Origin of the sequence: Lachnoclostridium sp. An138, from assembly GCF_002160765.1 — a bacterium.
GTDB lineage: Bacteria > Bacillota > Clostridia > Lachnospirales > Lachnospiraceae > Laedolimicola > Laedolimicola faecalis.
In genome coordinates, this window is record NZ_NFLF01000007.1 from 115,696 (window position 1) to 131,466 (window position 15,771).

Annotated in this window: 11 protein-coding genes; 1 reads left to right on the plus strand and 10 read right to left on the minus strand. The window is 53.4% G+C overall.

Annotation, left to right across the window (positions count from 1 at the left end; translation table 11 throughout):
* Positions 1 to 98: 98 nt before the first annotated feature.
* The gene (gene clpB / locus B5E82_RS08115) at positions 99 to 2,681 is read left to right on the plus strand and encodes an ATP-dependent chaperone ClpB (RefSeq protein WP_087307057.1); all 2,583 of its coding nucleotides are present in this window, start codon (positions 99 to 101) and stop codon (positions 2,679 to 2,681) included.
* A gap of 62 nt (positions 2,682 to 2,743) precedes the next feature.
* On the opposite strand, the gene B5E82_RS08120 is transcribed toward clpB, so the two are convergent.
* The 10 genes from B5E82_RS08120 to lepA all read right to left on the minus strand — a co-directional run bounded on the left by B5E82_RS08120 (position 2,744) and on the right by lepA (position 15,711).
* Entirely contained in the window at positions 2,744 to 3,286 is a 543-nt protein-coding gene (locus B5E82_RS08120) for a phosphatase PAP2 family protein (RefSeq protein ID WP_087307058.1), read from the minus strand.
* A 3-nt stretch (positions 3,287 to 3,289) separates the two neighbouring features.
* The gene (locus B5E82_RS08125) at positions 3,290 to 4,789 is read right to left on the minus strand and encodes a MerR family transcriptional regulator (protein ID WP_087307059.1); all 1,500 of its coding nucleotides are present in this window, start codon (positions 4,787 to 4,789) and stop codon (positions 3,290 to 3,292) included.
* 238 nt (positions 4,790 to 5,027) lie between these two features.
* Positions 5,028 to 5,258: a hypothetical protein gene (locus B5E82_RS08130; protein ID WP_087307060.1), complete on the minus strand. Its 231-nt coding sequence runs from the start codon at positions 5,256 to 5,258 to the stop codon at positions 5,028 to 5,030.
* 30 nt (positions 5,259 to 5,288) lie between these two features.
* Positions 5,289 to 7,193 carry a DUF2142 domain-containing protein gene (locus tag B5E82_RS08135; protein WP_087307061.1) on the minus strand — a complete coding sequence of 635 codons (1,905 nt, stop codon included), beginning with the start codon at positions 7,191 to 7,193 and terminating at the stop codon, positions 5,289 to 5,291.
* A 54-nt stretch (positions 7,194 to 7,247) separates the two neighbouring features.
* Positions 7,248 to 9,080, minus strand: a complete 1,833-nt coding sequence (locus B5E82_RS08140) for a cobaltochelatase CobT-related protein (RefSeq protein ID WP_242966272.1) — start codon at positions 9,078 to 9,080, stop codon at positions 7,248 to 7,250.
* Positions 9,081 to 9,995: an AAA family ATPase gene (locus B5E82_RS08145; protein ID WP_087307062.1), complete on the minus strand. Its 915-nt coding sequence runs from the start codon at positions 9,993 to 9,995 to the stop codon at positions 9,081 to 9,083.
* Positions 9,996 to 10,018: 23 nt separating this feature from the next.
* On the minus strand, positions 10,019 to 10,738 hold the full coding sequence (locus tag B5E82_RS08150; RefSeq protein ID WP_162610741.1) for an HAD family hydrolase: 720 nt from the start codon (positions 10,736 to 10,738) through the stop codon (positions 10,019 to 10,021).
* Positions 10,739 to 10,804: 66 nt separating this feature from the next.
* Complete coding sequence (locus B5E82_RS08155; RefSeq protein WP_140393103.1) at positions 10,805 to 12,745, minus strand: hypothetical protein; 1,941 nt, start codon at positions 12,743 to 12,745, stop codon at positions 10,805 to 10,807.
* Entirely contained in the window at positions 12,696 to 13,844 is a 1,149-nt protein-coding gene (gene hemW / locus B5E82_RS08160) for a radical SAM family heme chaperone HemW (protein WP_087307103.1), read from the minus strand. Before hemW ends, B5E82_RS08155 begins: the two co-directional genes overlap by 50 nt.
* A gap of 52 nt (positions 13,845 to 13,896) precedes the next feature.
* Positions 13,897 to 15,711, minus strand: a complete 1,815-nt coding sequence (gene lepA, locus B5E82_RS08165; RefSeq protein ID WP_087307065.1) for a translation elongation factor 4 — start codon at positions 15,709 to 15,711, stop codon at positions 13,897 to 13,899.
* Positions 15,712 to 15,771: the final 60 nt, after the last annotated feature.

A 15,771-nucleotide genomic window follows, 5' to 3' on the forward strand; every position in this document is an offset into this window, starting at 1 on the left:
TTTTCCGAAACAGGTTTGAGACAGGATTTCCAGTCATGTTTTCGAACCGGAGACATGCTATATACGCTATATATTATATAAGGAAAGGAGTCAGATTTATGAATATCAGTAAATTTACGCAGAAGTCAATTCAGGCAGTAAATGACCTGGAAAAGCTGGCATACGAGTACGGCAACCAGGAAATCGAACAGGAACACCTTCTGATGAGCCTGCTCCGTCAGGAAGACAGCCTGATTCTGAAGTTAATCGCCAAGATGGGCATCGATCAGAATCTGTTCATGAACGGAGTGGAACAGGCTTTAAATAAGAGAGTAAAGGTATCAGGCGGCCAGCCTTACGTGGGCCAGTACTTAAATAAGGTACTGGTAAACGCCGAGGATGTGGCAAAACACATGGGGGATGAGTATGTCTCTGTGGAGCATCTCTTTCTCTCCATGCTGAATGACCCCAGCCCCTCTATCAAAGAGCTGTTCCGGGAATACGGCATTACAAAGGATAAGTTTTTACAGGCGCTGTCCACAGTCCGGGGCAACCAGCGGGTAACCACAGATAACCCGGAAGCCACGTATGACACTTTGAATAAGTACGGTTCCGATTTGGTGGAGCGGGCCAGAGAACAGAAGCTCGATCCGGTCATCGGACGTGATTCCGAGATCCGCAATGTGATCCGGATTCTGTCCCGTAAGACAAAAAACAATCCGGTGCTCATCGGTGAGCCCGGCGTCGGCAAAACGGCTGTGGTAGAAGGACTGGCCCAGCGGATTGTCCGGGGCGACGTGCCGGAAGGCCTGAAGGATAAGAAGATTTTCTCCCTGGATATGGGCGCTCTGGTGGCCGGAGCCAAATACCGGGGCGAATTTGAAGAACGTCTCAAAGCCGTGCTGGAGGAAGTCCGCAAGAGCGAGGGACAGATCATTCTGTTCATCGATGAGCTGCACCTGATCGTGGGCGCAGGCAAGACGGATGGAGCCATGGATGCGGGAAACATGCTCAAACCCATGCTTGCAAGGGGCGAGCTCCACTGCATCGGCGCCACCACGCTGGATGAGTACCGCCAGTATATCGAAAAGGACGCGGCCCTGGAGCGCCGGTTCCAGCCTGTCATGGTTGACGAGCCGACGGTGGAGGATACCATTTCCATTCTCCGTGGTCTGAAGGAACGCTACGAGGTCTTCCACGGCGTGAAGATTACGGACGCGGCCCTGGTCGCTGCCGCTACCCTCTCCCACCGTTACATCTCCGACCGGTTCCTGCCGGACAAAGCCATCGACCTGGTGGATGAGGCCTGCGCACTGATTAAGACGGAGCTGGATTCCATGCCCACAGAACTGGATGAGTTGAGACGGAAAATCATGCAGCTGGAAATTGAGGAAGCTGCCCTGAAGAAAGAGACCGACCACTTAAGCCAGGAGCGTCTGGAGCATCTGCAGAGAGAACTGGCTGATCTGCGCGACGAATTCAACGCAAAGAAAGCTCAGTGGGACAACGAAAAGACCTCTGTGGAGCGTCTGCAGAAGCTGCGTGAGGAAATCGAAGACATCAACAAACAGATTCAGACCGCCCAGCAAAATTACGACCTGAATAAGGCCGCCGAGCTGCAGTACGGCCGCCTGCCCCAGCTGCAGAAGGAGCTGGCACAGGAAGAAGAGGCCATCAGCAAAGAAGATCTGTCTCTGGTGCATGAGGCCGTCACAGAGGACGAGATCGCCCGCATTGTCTCCCGCTGGACCGGTATTCCGGTGGCGAAGCTGACCGAGAGCGAGCGGAACAAGACGCTCCACCTGGACGACGAGCTCCATAAACGGGTCATCGGCCAGGATGAGGCGGTAACTCTTGTTTCCGAGGCCATCATCCGTTCCAAGGCCGGCATCAAGGACCCGACCAAGCCCATTGGTTCCTTCCTGTTCCTGGGACCCACCGGCGTGGGCAAGACGGAACTTGCGAAGGCGCTGGCGGCCAGCCTGTTTGACGACGAACAGAATATGGTGCGGATCGATATGAGCGAATACATGGAGAAATACTCCGTATCAAGGCTGATCGGAGCGCCGCCCGGATATGTGGGCTACGAGGAGGGCGGCCAGCTGACGGAAGCTGTCCGCAGAAAGCCTTACTCCGTCGTACTGTTTGATGAGATTGAAAAGGCCCACCCGGACGTATTCAATGTGCTGCTCCAGGTGCTGGACGACGGCCGGATCACCGATTCCCAGGGGCGGACCGTGGATTTTAAGAACACAATCCTGATCATGACTTCCAACATCGGTTCCTCCTACCTGCTGGACGGCATCGACGCAGACGGCAATATCACGCCCCAGGCCCAGGAGCTGGTTATGAACGACCTTCGGAATCATTTCCGTCCGGAGTTCCTGAACCGGCTGGATGAGACCATTCTCTTCAAGCCGCTGACCAAGAGCAATATTACCTCTATCATCGACCTGCTGCTGGCAGAGCTGAACGGCCGTCTGGCAGAACGTGAGCTTCAGATTGAGCTCACCACCAGCGCGAAGACTTATATCGCAGACCACGGCTTTGACCCGGTATACGGCGCGCGGCCGCTGAAGCGGTATATGCAGAAATATGTGGAAACACTGGCTGCCAAGCTGATTCTGGCCGGAGACATCTCTACCGGCGAGACCATCGTCATCGATGTGGCTGACGATAAGCTGGAGGCAAAAGTGAAATAAAAAGAGAACAGGGTTTGCGGCCCGGCCAAAAAATACGGCCGGACCGCAGACCCTTTCTTTTATTACCTGACAGTTCCCGTTTTTCTTTTCCAGACAAGCTTCCACGCTATAACGCCTGTCAGACAGCCGATAATTGCGCCTCCCATCACATCCGTCGGAAAATGCGCGCCCAGATACAGCCTGGAAAACGCAATCAGCGCCGCCAGGATCATAGCGGGAATTCCTGCCTTCGGGGACATGCACAGAAACAGTACGCTCGCCACTGCAAACGCACTTCCGGTATGTCCGGAAGGAAACGAATAGTCCGAGGACTCCCTTGTGATCAGTTGAAGTCCTTCCAGCAACACATAAGGACGCACACGGGCCACCACATTTTTCAGAATAAGATTCAGGAAAACATAATCCAGGGCCAGAGAAAGAGAAGCCGTAAGTCCCACCTTCCGCCAGCGGGGAACGAGAAGCAGTACCAGGCAGGTCAGAATCGCCAGAAAGCCTCCGTCACCCAGAGAAGTAATAAACTGCATGATGGTATCCAGAACAGGACCGCGCACACTGTTCTGCAGAAACATCAGAAACTGTTCTTCCCATTCAAAAAATGCTTCCAAATTTCATCCTCCCGCTGCTGCCTGCTTCCTCATGGAAAATTCTCTCAGATAATAGGCGTCCTCTGAGCTGCCCATGAGATACTCCGAAGACCACTGACTGTAATTCTTCATCTCTGTATGAAGATAAAACTCTGTTCCTGCCTCCTTGAAAGAAAGGCTTCCGTTCTCCTGCACAGCCAGCCTGTTTCCCAGCCTCACAGCTGTCCATACAGACAGAGGCGCGTTTCTTGAAGCCCCCGCAAAGGCCAGGGCCGCAATCTGCTCCTGCATCTGAAACGAGTCCATCAGCTCTCCGCCGCCTTCCAATTCCACCCGGACCGTTACTCCGGTCAGAACTCCGTCTTCTTCTTCGAAGATAAAATCCGGCCATCGGAAAGAAGCCGGGAACTGGTACACAATATCCGTCGAGGCATCTGCCCATTCCCCTTCTTCGTTCAGTTTTTTGTTCCAGAAATCATTCTGATAATATTCCGCGTAAAAGTTATAGTTTTCCGCAAACTCTTCCACGGTAATCTCTCCCCGGTTGGGAGGGGCAGGAAGAACAAAACACAGGCCGATATCTGCCGCCAGTATCAGAAGAGCCGCCATCACATACAGAACCGTCCTCCGGCCCCTCGTATCCTTCAGCGTAAGCTCCGCTTCTCCCAGCCCTTCCCACTTCAGAAGCTCTCCGCTCATACAGGTTCCGTAGCTCTTAAAATAGCGGTACAGAGAGTAGATGGGAATTCCAAGCCCCATGCCCCACAGCGCCACCTGCCAGGTACGGCTCAGTCCTTCCAGATACGTAAGCTTTCTTCCATCCTCATGCTCCAGCCGGAATCCCAGAATGGCTTTTCCCGGCGTCGTCCCGAATCCCCGCAGGAATGCCGGCTCCAGAAACAGCATCAGGCCAAGAGGCGCCGCATTCCCCAGAACAGTCAGAAGTAATTCTGTTCTGAACAGATTGACTTTCAGAACAAAGACAAGGAAAGCAGTCCACAGCAGACTGTAAAGGTTCCAGTCCAGCATGCGGGCCCAATATCTCCGCCAGGGCGCCCGAAGCCTGGGCAGGCGGTCTGTCTCCCGTCTCATATCCCGCAGCGCGCTTTTCCCCTCCGGATGGTCAGAACTCCGGACTTCCACATCTGTCTGCCGCAGAGGCTTCTCCAGCTGAGCCAGATATTTTTCCGCGTCCAGCCCCTCAAATTCTGCCCTGTCCCGCCGCATGGAGCGGCACACCTCTCTGGCGCGTTCCGTCTCCCATTCTCTCCTCTCCAGCCTTTGAAGCTGTATCGCCAGAGCTTCCGAAAGCTCCTCTTTCCCTTCCTGCAGAGAACGGATCTCTTCCAGGGAAAACTGCAGACGCCGAAACAGGCAGATTCTGCGGAGAGTCTGTAAATCTTCTTCCGAATAATCCCGGTATCCATTTTCACGCCGTACCGGATTCAGAAGTTTTTCCTTCTCATAAAAGCGGATATTCGCCCTTTCCAGCCCCGATTTCTGTTCCAGCTCTCTAATTGTCATCTCCGTTTCCTCCTGCCTGCACCCCTCCGGTTCGTCTCTGACTGCCCGGGAGGCTTCTTTTTACGTTCATTCTAAAGTATCAAGCAGGTTCACAGTCAATACAGATCAGCAAAAACTGCCGTTTTTATCTCCTGCCGGCCTTTTCTTCCCTGCAGCAGCTCTCTGTCAGCTTCTGTCTTCCCTAATCTTCCCTGCGCAGCTCTCTGCCGCTTCCGCATCTTTCTGTTTTCCGTAAGATTCAGATCTCTGTAAACGTATATCTCTGCAGCAGACCGGAAGTATTCACATGATAAATCACCGTACCGTCCGCCAGATCCTCCCGCTCGTAGGTAAAATCCCGCTCTCCCTGATGGCGGCTGACCACATAGGCTTCCAGATCCGCAATAGGCACTTCTTCGATAAACACATCCCGCATCTGATTGTTGGAACACTGGTTGAAAATCTCGTGTACTACTTCATATTCTTTCATGAGCAGTTCTCTCCTTCCACAAATGAGTCTTTAATAGGGCGGCTGAATATTCGGAATACAGTATACCCCAAAGGAATACAGCGACAGCACTGCTGTGGCGCAGATTATGATCTGGAACCATTTCTGCCTGGCGGCTTCCGGCTTCAGTCCCGCAGCATGGGCGGCAAAAATCAGCACCGGAAGCATATAGCGTCCCTGAGCCTGAAAATCCACAAACCAGGCGTTATAAATCACAAGGGCATAGGAAATCAGCCCGCAGACGAACAGGAGCGCCAGCTTCACCTTCCGCTCCGCATGTCCCTTTTCGCGGATAACCTGCCAGCAGATTCCCAGAAGAAACATCAGATAAATGACTCCCATCAGCGTACAGTACCAGTCCGGACTGGGGAACTGCAGGCTTCCGTAGGTCCCCACAAAGGATCGGAACAGCGTCTTGTTCAGCCCCATGCCAAACAGTACTTCCGTGAGCGCAACACCCTTGCCGTACAGATTGAAGGCAGAGCTCTGCACAGACGGGGGCGAAGCCGGATTCAGTTTCGGGATCGCGACTGCCTCCTGCATCTCAAGAAGCACCTGTCCCCGCTGGAATCCGTAGTGCAGAAATTCCGGTATATACCGAATTCCCAGAAACAGCAGGGCAGCCCCGGAAAGCCACAGGTATACTGTAAACTGCTGCCTTCTCTGTTCTTTGCGCTGCGCAAAAAGATCCGCCATCAGCATAAACACCGCATAAATCGCCAGAACATAATAATTCTGTTTTGACATGAAAATATTGGAAAACAGGAAGCCGAGAAGAAGCACTTTCCAGAAATTCCGTCTGTTTATGCCGGTCTCTGTAAGCCTGTGCAGCATACTGTCCGGATTTGCCACCTGATAAAGAGCCAGAACTCCCACCGCAAAATCCAGAGCATCTGAAGTACAGTAGGTATACAGATACCAGACCTGGGGCGTCAGATATAAAGCGCACAGAAGAAAACGATTCTTCTTCAGATTCCAGAACAGCAGATACATCAGTCCCGCAAACATCATGACACTGAAAAGCCGGGCTCCGTGTTCAAAAGTAAACAGCCTTGCAATCTGCGCCGCAAAGATGTAAAACAGATTCAGTTCTGTAAGGCGCGCTGTGCCAAAGGCAGAATACGCCTCCGGATCAAGTTCTCTGGCATCCGGCACAGCCCAGTGGCTGATATAGTACCGGACAGAATAGATACTTTCTGACTCATCCGGATTCAGATCCGATGAGCCGGTAAAGGCCCCGGCCAGCACCAGCAGGATCGCCGCCACCCCCACTGCGTAAAGCAGCGTATCCACGGCCAGGAAAAAGCGGCCTTCTCTCTGCCGCCAGATACGCCGCCGGTAGAATTCCACCACAAAAACCGCGGCTGCCAGTATGGGAATCAGATAGAGAACACCCGTCCTCGCATACTGCCTGGCAATCCCGCTGTAGAACTCCTGAAATGCTTCCGTGGGAATAAGCTGAGCATCCTCCCCCTGTATCAGAAGTCCCATGGTGCCGGAATCCGTCTCATAGACCTGCACCTGCTCATTGGGCTCAAAGGCCGCAAGCAGCTCTTCGCCCTCCAGCTTTCCCGCATAAAATCCATTGATAAAGAACGCCATCTCCTTTACCCGGATTTCATTCTCTGAATTATAATCGATGGGGTCCATCCGCTTCAGAGTACGGCCGTCCCGGAACCGGATGTCCCAGAAAAATATCCTTGCCTCTCCCGGCTTGCTGTAGGTGTCCCTCACACTGTCCAGGCCCGCATGCTCTGTAAAGGAAGTCAGCGCCTTCCAGTGCCTTCCGGCCCCATAACCTTCATCTTCAAAATCTATCCGTACCTCTGTAAGCACCACGGGCGGATACAGAAGGAAGCCTGCCAGTATCAAAACCAGCAGCAGAGGCTTCCACCATTTTCTTATCCATGCTCTCATGCTTCTTTCTCCTGTCGTATATATTTCTGTACAGCGTGTTCCCCGGCTTTCTCCTTACGGCGTATCATCCAGCTGCCGCCGCAGATACAGACCCACCACGCTGGAAAAATTCATAATATTGCGGATATAGGCAAAGTCACGGCCGAAAATTCTCCGCTCCGCCATCAGATCCTCTTCCTCTCCGGCGAAGACGCCCAGCACAGAGATTCCCTCCGCGCGGACCTTACGCACCTCCGAAGCGGTATCCCGCACCGCGTAGTCTCCCGCATAGGGAGCCGGATTCCGGCTGTTGGGCCTGTTGACAATGATATCGTTGGGCCGCCCGTCGCTTAAGACGATAAGTACCTTGTTTTCCTCCGGACGCTCCCGGAGACTGGCCGCCGCCGCCCGGATCGCCAGTCCGTCCCGGTTGTTGGAGGAAGCGTGAAACTCAAAAATCTTTTTATTTGCTTCTCTCGGATCGTCGTAATCCCGGTACCGCTGCATCACCGTATAGTCCCAGAAGGTACAGAAGCCCATGACCCGATGGGGAATTCCCACAATGCTTAAGGCCTCGCTGATAATAAACCCCTGGAGGGCCACCAGGCTCTGCCTGCTTCTCTGGGAACCGCTGGCGTCGATCAGAACAAAAACCACAAATTCTGAGCTGTCCTTTTTCACTTCCCGGTCGAACAGTTTTTTGTCCCGGCTCCGGCCCAGCTTCCAGAGTCTTGCCGGCGCGATGGTTCCGTATTCCGAGCGCACCGTCTCCCGCTCGCTCCGCACCGTCAGCGCCCGGCGCAGGGTGTCTGACAGCTGTTCAATGTTTCTCCGGGAGACGCGCATGTTATGCCCGTAGACTCTCAGATTGTCTGATTTTGCCCGTCTTGCGTACTCCGACTGATAATTTCTCTTCACCATTCCGGAAAGAATGCCATCGGTAAAATACAGGCTGCAGTCCGCATGGGCTCCCCGGCAGAGACTGCGGTTCAGCCTTTCCTGCTCTCCGGGTGTCAGATAAGAGCGGCCGTAATTCAGCTCAATGTAGGAGTACATCTTTGCCGCGGATTCGGCGTCCACCACCACCCGCTTCATGCGTCTTTCCTTCTTCTCCTGGTCCGTCTGCACCTCGGCAGTCTGCGTCACGGCCTGCTCCACCCGGTTCAGCACCTGGGTAAGCTCTTCCTCCGCGGCCTCCTCTTCCAGAAACTCCTTCCAGCTGAATTCCTTCAGCTCCTCCATGGTGACGGAAAGCACCTTATCCAGGTCTCCGTGATTCCGCTCAAAGTACGGGTCCACCAGCCAGTTGTAAAGCTCATCCACCACCCGGATGATATCCATCACGTCATCCGTCTCTTCCAGGCTTTTCAACATGTCCAGGGCCTTCTGCATTCGGCTCTGCACCGGCATTCCGCCCCGGATGGCCTCCTGCATGACCGCAATTCTAATCTGCCCGATATACATGGCCGCAAGCCGGTTAAAATCAAATTCCAGTGTATCCGAAAAGGCCTTCTTCCTGATTTCCAGCACGCCGGGCCTTTCCCTGCTTACCTTCCGGTAGACCGCGCTGTCCACAGCCATCTGGGCCAGAACCGTCAAAGGCTGCTCGTCCGCCCCGCAGTACAGCTTCTTCACCAGATAAAGGCCAAAAGCGTCCCGGTCAAAATACCTGGAAAAGCCTCCCTGCTTCACCGCGTCATACAAAGAGATATAGGGAGATTTTGAAAAAGAGACCGTATCCAGCTTCAGATTCAGGCTGTAGTCGCCGCTGACCGTCCAGCAGAGATTCCGGATTCGGTTTTCTATCTCAAACTGATATTCCTCAAAATAATCCTGTTCCAATTCCCGCTCTAATTTCTGCTCTTTTATCTGCTCTTTTACCTGTTCTTTTTCCCTGTTTTCCATCATTTAAAAAATCTGCTCCGGGGTCCAGTCCTCCGGAACTCTTGTCATTACAATATCCCCGACAATTTCCTTTTCAAAAATATCAAAGCTCTTATTGGTAATTCCCATGGTAACTGCCGTCCGGGGCTTAAGGCCGCAGCGAATGGTTTTCAGCGCTCCGATCATACCGCGCAGATCAAGAGGCTTCGTGGAAATCTCACTGTTGGACGCCTTCAGCTGCAGATCCAGAAACAGGCCCGCAAAGGTCCGAAGCCCCTCTTCCTTTGCGTCCGGGAAGCTGGAGCGCAGAATCAGCATCAGCGTATCCTCAGAAAGAGGCGGCATATCAATCACCAGGAATCGGGAAACCAGGGCCTCGTTCAGCTCCCGGGTGCCCGCGTAGCCATAATTCATGGTTCCGATAAACCGCGCAGCCGGGTGGAGCTGGATTCTGTCATAGCCCGGCACATCGATGAGCCTCCGGTAATCCAGCGTGGCATGCAGAACGGAAACAGCGTCATTTTTCGCCATATTGATCTCGTCGAAGATGCCGAATCCGCCGTTTTCCGCGCACTGGTAGACGGGCCCCTTGCGAAGCTTTACCTCGTTATCTACGAAGGTGTCTGTTCCGATCAGCGAGCTGCTGTCTGTATTGACATTAAAGGAAATATTGTAAGAAGGCCGGTGAAAAATCCAGGCAAGATTTTCCGCCAGAATATTTTTTCCGGTGGCCTTGGAACCGCTCAGCAGCACATTTTCTCCCTGCAGAAGGGCAGCTATGGCCATCTCCAGAATCTCTTTTCCATAAAAAGGAACCGGCGGCTTCACCACCCGGGATTGTACCTTCTCCGGCACCGGATATTCCTTCCGGAATTTCTCTACCTCCCGGAGCAGTCCGGGACTTACCTGCTGCTCTTCCAAATACTTCAACTCTTCCATTTTCTACTCCTCACGTTCTTTCATTATCCCTGTGACAGAGACCTGATATAAGGCACCAGCTCATCAAAATGGCGGATTTCCTTATATTCCTTTCCAGCCAGATCCACATCCTCCGGAATCTGCTTTCCTTTCGCGTTGTACCAGACCGCACGCATTCCCGTATTCAGCGCTCCCAGCACATCTTTTTTAAAGGTGTCGCCCACAAAGACACATTCTTCCGGCGCGCAGTCTGCCTTCTGCAGGCAGAGCGACATGAAAACCGGATGGGGCTTCTCATATCCCGCCTCCTGGCTGGTGACAATATGCCGGATATAGGGGCCGAATCCAAAGCGTTCCAACTTCTCATACTGCATGGCAGTGGTCATATCTGTCCCGATACCGATGGAAATGCCCATCTCACAGAGCTCCCGCATGGCTTCCAGACTGCCGGGCTCCGGACTGCTTTCATCGATAAGCGTGTCCCAGTACAGATGATACAGAGTCTTCAAGTGGGGAAACAGCGGTTTTCCCCATTGCTCCAGCATATTCTGCAGGCGGATGCTCCGGCTGTGAATCGCAGCGTTGTCCCGTCCCAGATGCTCTATAATCTCCCGGTTCAGCTTTTTATACATGCTCTCAAATTCCTCCGGCTCCACGCCGAATTCCTTCCTGGCGTACTCCGCCATCCTTTTCATGCCCAGCGCGTGACCTGTCTCATAATTGTAAAGCGTGTCGTCGATATCGAATATTACTTCTCTTATCATCCCTTTTTCCTCTCTGTTTTTCTGAATCATATCTTTAAACGGCGCCTGTCCGCCTCTTCCGAAGCATCATCCGGGCCAGCTCTCCCACAGCTGCGGAGTCCCCGATGCAAAAGAATACAGCGACAGCAGGGCGGCGGCGCAGATCAATGCCTGGAAGGAAGGCTTCCGAAGCAGTTCTCCATCCAGGGAAAGCCCCTGGCCGGCCATGATAAATACCGGAAGCAGATAACGGCCCTGGGGCTGAAAATCTACGAAATACGCATTATACAGCACAAGCAGAACAGATATCAGAGCTGTCACATGAAGGAGCGCCCATTTCTGCCTGCCGGCCCTGCCCCCCTTTTTCCATACGGAAACAGTCATCAAAACATAAAGCGCCGCATAGACGGCTCCCATGGCAGGATAATACCAGTCCGGCCCCTGAATCTTCATGCCGCCGTACACGCCCACAGCCGAACGCAGAAGGCTTCCAAACAGGCCGTAATCCCTAAGGAAGCTCCAGAAGGAAATACCCTTCCTGTACATCATAAAGGACCATGCCTGCTCTTCCGGCGGGTCCTGGGGCCTGAGCCCGTCCACGGCCCTTGCCTCCCGGATCTGCATCACCACCGCGTCTTTATCAAAGCCATAATGGACGAAGTCTATAAACAGACGGGCTCCCACAAACAGGAATGCGGCCAGCACAATCCAGAAATAAGTCTTCAAAAGCCTGAGCTTCTCTTTTTTGTCCGCTGACAGGAACGGAACCAGCAGCATGAAAAACGCGTAAATCAGAATCACATAATAATTGGCCTTGGCCGTCAGTACATGACCGAACAGAATTCCAAGCAGCAGAATTCTCCCTGCGTCCTTTTTCTTCACGCCCCGCCGGATAAGGCTGTTCAGCATACTTTTCCCGCAGGCCAGCTGGTACAGCACCAGCACGGAAACCACATAGTCAAGCGCGTCCGAAGTACAGTAGCAGTACAGATACCAGACCTGCGGCGTCAGGAAAAAGACTGCCGCCAGATACCGGTTCCGCCTGAGCTGAGAAAGGACAAACAGGGCAAGCCCGATGCCCAGGCACAGCCCGAACAGCCTCTCCATGTGCTCTCCGGAAAACAGGGAAAAGAGCTTTCCCGCATAAAAATAATAGGGTGTCTTTTCCGCCAGCCGCGTGGTTCCGTATGTACCGATCGTGGGAGACACGTCGTTCTCCCGGATGTCCGGCGGCAGATTGTGGTCTGCCTCCGCATAATAACGGACCGCGTTCCGGCTTTCCTTTTCATCCGGATTCAGCCCGTAATCTCCATAAATCACAGCCAGAATCAGAAAGAAAACCGCTCCGGCTGCCACAAGGGCCAGGATCACGTCCGCCAGATCAAGGCACCTCTCCTCTTTCCTGCTTTTTCTAAGTCTTCCGTAAAGCCGGCTGGCCGCATATACGGCTGCCAGAAACGCAAAGAGCAGCAGCACTCCCGCGCGGGCGTACCGGTCTGCCGTGTCCGCATACTGCCTGCAGAAGCTTTCCGTGGGGAAAAGCTGAGAATCCGACCCTGTAATCCGCAGGGACAGGCCCTCCTCTCCCGTCTCCAGAATTTCCACCTGATCGTTTGCGGAAAAGGCCCGGGCAAGCGCCTCTCCCTCCAGCGTAAATCCACCCAGGCCGTTAAAGGTCACTGTGATGGACCGAATCTGTATCACTTCGTCGTATTCGGAGTCAATGGGGTCCAGCCGCCTGATATAAGTTCCTTTCCGGTAAATGGGATCAAAAAACCAGATCCGGCTTTTTCCTGTTTTCCCATAGGTCGTCTTCAGTCCGGAAAAAGGAATGGTCTCATCACTCTTGGAGACGAGAATCTTCAGATTCTCCGCTTCCGGATAGCTGCTGTCCCTAAAAGCCACCTGCACTCTGGTCAGCACAGCCGGCGGAAAAGCCAGAAGAATCAGAAACACGGCCGCAAGCAGAAGCCTCCATTTATATTTCTTCATCCAGCAGAAACTCTGATAACACATAGTTGCTGACATCTATCCCCCTGTCCGTCAGAAATATCCGGCCGCCGCCGCAGGCGAGAACGCCTTCCCGCGTAAGCCTGTCCAGAGTATCCCCGTAAATATTTCTCATCAGTTCTGTCAAAACCACGCCTTCCATCTTTCGAAGTCCCAGAAACATGGTTTCCTCCAGTTCGTCCTTCCTGCTTAAAGGAAACACGCTCTCGTATGTAAACTCTTTTTTCAGGTAAGCCGCCAGATCTGTGCTGTTTTTATAGCGCACTCCCTCAAGCAGAGACGCGGCCCCGGTTCCAAAGCCCTTATAATCCACTCTTTCCCAGTAAGAAAGATTGTGGCGGCAGGCATAGCCCGGCTTTGCGTAATTGGAAATCTCATACCGTTCATAGCCCCGTTCTCCAAGATACCGTTTCGTATCCTCATACATCCGCCGGTCCGTATCCTCATCCGGAAGCTCCCGAAAGCCGGGCGCCCCTTCCCGGTACCTGTCGTAAAAAGGCGTTCCCTCCTCGATGATCAGGCTGTATGCCGAGATATGCTCCGGCTCCAGATCAGTGACCTTTTCCAGTGTCCGAAGCCAGCCTTCCCGCGTCTGCCCCGGCAGGGCCGACATCAGATCTACGTTCAGATTCCGGAACCCTTTCTTTCGCGCAAGCTCATAATTCTCCAGAAATTCTTCAAAGGTATGGATTCTTCCCAGAAGCAAAAGCTCCCGGTTATCTGCCGACTGAAGGCCGATGCTTAGACGGTTCACGCCTGCCGCCCTGTAAGCACCCAGCTTTTCTTCTGTGAGAGTTCCCGGATTGCATTCCACCGTGATCTCTGTATCCCCGGCAAAGAGCATAACCTGAGAAAGGGTCTCCAGGATCTCCGCCGTCTGTCTTCCTTCCAGAAGGGAGGGCGTCCCTCCTCCGAAGAAAACTGTCTCTATCCGGTACCGCTCACCCAGTTCCCCTGCTCTCCGGATTTCCTCTTTCAGAGCCTCCACATACTGTTCCCTGGTCTCCCGGGATGCGGGAGCCGAGAGGAAATCGCAGTAGGCGCATTTGCGCACACAGAAGGGGATGTGGAGGTAGACGCCAAGCCTCTGCTTCCGGGCAGCCGGTCCGGCCGCCATTTTTTCTGAAGTATTCTGCTCTGCCGTTCTCATAGCTCCGTTTTCCTGTTTCTTATTTATCATCCAGCTTCAGCACGCTCATGAAGGCCTTCTGCGGAATCTCCACGTTTCCAATCTGGCGCATCCGCTTCTTTCCTTCCTTCTGCTTCTCCAGAAGCTTTTTCTTTCGCGTGATGTCGCCGCCATAGCACTTGGCCAGCACGTCCTTGCGCACAGCCTTTACGGTCTCCCTGGCGATAATCTTTCCTCCCACAGCCGCCTGGATGGGGATCTCAAACAGGTGCCGCGGAATCTCCTCCTTCAGCTTCTCGCACATCTTCCGTCCTCTCTCGTAGGCCGTGCTGCTGTGTACGATAAAGGACAGAGCGTCCACCTCTTCCTTATTTACAAGGATGTCCAGCTTCACCAGTTCGGAGGGCACATAGCCCTTCATCTCATAGTCAAAGGAAGCATAGCCCCGGGATCTGGACTTCAAGGCGTCAAAGAAATCATAGATAATTTCGTTCAGAGGCAGCTCGTATTTCAGAAGCGCTCTGGTCGCCTCCATATATTCCATACCCAGATAAGTGCCTCTTCGTTCCTGACAGAGCTCCATAATCGGACCGATGAATTCCGTCGTCACCATGATCTCCGCGCTGACCACAGGCTCCTCCATATGCTCTATCTCCGCGGCGTCAGGCAGGTTGGAGGGATTCGTAAGCTCTATCACTTCTCCATTTGTCTTATATACCTTATAAATTACGCTGGGAGCCGTGGTTACCAGATCCAGATTATATTCCCGTTCCAGGCGCTCCTGAATAATCTCAAGATGCAGAAGTCCCAGGAAACCGCAGCGGAAACCAAAGCCTAAGGCCACTGAGGTCTCCGGCTCAAACTGCAGAGACGCATCGTTCAGCTGCAGCTTCTCCAGCGCGTCTCTTAAATCCGGATATTTGGCTCCGTCCGCCGGATACATACCGCAGTACACCATGGGGAGCACCTTCTTATAACCGGGAAGGGCCTTTTCACAGGGCCTCTCCCTGTCTGTAATCGTATCTCCCACATGGGTGTCCCGCACGTTCTTGATGCTGGCCGTCAGGTAGCCTACCATGCCGGCGGACAGCTCCTCCGCAGGGATGAACTGTCCTGCTCCGAAGTAGCCCACTTCCACCACGTCAGCCTCAGCGCCTGTAGCCATCATGCGGATCGGGGTCCCTTTCCGCACCGTGCCCTCCATAATCCGGCAGAACACGATGACTCCTTTATAGGAATCATAAAGGGAATCAAAAATCAGGGCCTGAAGAGGTGCCTCCGGATCTCCGCCCGGCGCCGGAATCTTTTCCACAATGGCTTCCAGCACCTGGTCCACGTTGAGCCCTGTCTTGGCGGAGATCTGGGGAGCGTCCTGGGCCTCCAGCCCAATTACATCCTCAATCTCGTCAATGACCCGCTGAGGGTCTGCGCTGGGGAGATCGATCTTATTGATGACCGGGATCACGTCCAGATCGTGATCCAGGGCCAGATATACGTTTGCCAGGGTCTGGGCCTCGATTCCCTGAGCAGCGTCCACCACCAGAACCGCTCCGTCGCAGGCAGCCAGACTTCTGGAAACCTCATAATTGAAGTCCACGTGTCCCGGCGTATCGATCAGGTTGAAGATATACTCCTCCCCATCCTTCGCCCTGTAAATCGTGCGGACTGCCTGAGCTTTTATGGTAATGCCGCGCTCTCTCTCCAAATCCATATTGTCAAGGACCTGAGCCTGCATCTCCCGGCTCGTCAGAAGTCCCGTCATCTCTATAATTCGATCTGCCAGAGTAGATTTTCCGTGATCAATGTGCGCAATAATACAGAAATTGCGAATTCTGCTCTGTTCTGTCTTTGTCATCCAGTATATTCCTCCGTCAAAAAGTTCTTTCCCTCTATCTTACCTTTAAATCGTCCCGCG

Bases quoted from the DNA above. Each gene is read 5' to 3' on its own strand.
- clpB (WP_087307057.1), top strand. From the start codon at position 99: ATGAATATCAGTAAATTTACGCAGAAGTCAATTCAGGCAGTAAATGAC.
- B5E82_RS08125 (WP_087307059.1), bottom strand. From the start codon at position 4,789: ATGACAATTAGAGAGCTGGAACAGAAATCGGGGCTGGAAAGGGCGAAT.
- B5E82_RS08130 (WP_087307060.1), bottom strand. From the start codon at position 5,258: ATGAAAGAATATGAAGTAGTACACGAGATTTTCAACCAGTGTTCCAAC.
- B5E82_RS08135 (WP_087307061.1), bottom strand. From the start codon at position 7,193: ATGAGAGCATGGATAAGAAAATGGTGGAAGCCTCTGCTGCTGGTTTTG.
- B5E82_RS08140 (WP_242966272.1), bottom strand. From the start codon at position 9,080: ATGATGGAAAACAGGGAAAAAGAACAGGTAAAAGAGCAGATAAAAGAG.
- B5E82_RS08145 (WP_087307062.1), bottom strand. From the start codon at position 9,995: ATGGAAGAGTTGAAGTATTTGGAAGAGCAGCAGGTAAGTCCCGGACTG.
- B5E82_RS08150 (WP_162610741.1), bottom strand. From the start codon at position 10,738: ATGATAAGAGAAGTAATATTCGATATCGACGACACGCTTTACAATTAT.
- B5E82_RS08155 (WP_140393103.1), bottom strand. From the start codon at position 12,745: ATGTCAGCAACTATGTGTTATCAGAGTTTCTGCTGGATGAAGAAATAT.
- hemW (WP_087307103.1), bottom strand. From the start codon at position 13,844: ATGGCGGCCGGACCGGCTGCCCGGAAGCAGAGGCTTGGCGTCTACCTC.
- lepA (WP_087307065.1), bottom strand. From the start codon at position 15,711: ATGACAAAGACAGAACAGAGCAGAATTCGCAATTTCTGTATTATTGCG.